1 pseudogene is annotated in these 910 nt (G+C 69.8%); it reads left to right on the top strand.

The window, feature by feature from the left end:
• Positions 1 to 910 (top strand): annotated as a pseudogene (locus tag D7V93_RS43510) (error-prone DNA polymerase); the annotation flags it as partial.

The following is a 910-nucleotide window of genomic DNA, read 5'->3' on the forward strand; positions in this document are numbered from 1 at the left end:
CTGCTACGCGCTGGGCATCACCGCGATTGATCCGGTGCGGATGGGGCTCTTGTTCGAGCGCTTCCTGAGCATGGAGCGCCGGGAGCCGCCGGACATCGACGTGGACTTCGAGCACGAGCGGCGCGAGGAGGTGCTGCAGTACGTCTACGCGAAGCACGGCCGGCAGCGCGCGGGCATGGTGTGCGAGATCATCTGCTACCGGGGCCGGCTGGCGCTGCGGGAGGCGGGCAAGGCGCTGGGGTTGGCGTTGGATCAGGTGGACCGGCTGTCGCGGGTGGCCTCGGCGCACGGCTTCCAGGTGACACCGGAGGTCCTTCGGGAAGCGGGCCTGTCCCCCACGGACGGGCGGGTGCTGAGGACGCTGTCGGTGGCGAAGGAGCTGGAGGGCGTGCCCCGCCACCTGTCCATCCATGTGGGCGGCTTCGTGATGACCCGCGAGCCGCTGGTGGACCTGGTGCCGGTGGAGAACGCGGCGATGCCGGGGCGCACAGTCATCCAGTGGGAGAAGGACGACATCAACGCGGTGGGGCTCTTGAAGGTGGACCTGCTGGCGCTGGGCATGCTGACGGCGCTGTCCCGGTGCTTCGCGTTGATCCGCGAGCACCACGGCCGCGACCTGTCCCTGGCCACGGTGCCGCCGGAGGATCCGAAGGTCTACGACATGCTGTGCGAGGCGGACACGGTGGGGGTGTTCCAGATCGAGAGCCGCGCGCAGATGAACATGCTGCCCCGGCTGCGGCCCCGGGAGTTCTACGACCTGGTGGTGCAGATCGCCCTCATCCGGCCGGGGCCCATCGTGGGCAACATGGTGCACCCGTACCTGCGCCGCAGGCACGGCCAGGAGCCGGTGACGTACCCGAGCGACGACGTGCGGGGCATCCTCCAGAAGACGCTGGGCGTGCCGCTCTTC

Origin of the sequence: Corallococcus llansteffanensis (genome assembly GCF_003612055.1) — a bacterium.
GTDB lineage: Bacteria > Myxococcota > Myxococcia > Myxococcales > Myxococcaceae > Corallococcus > Corallococcus llansteffanensis.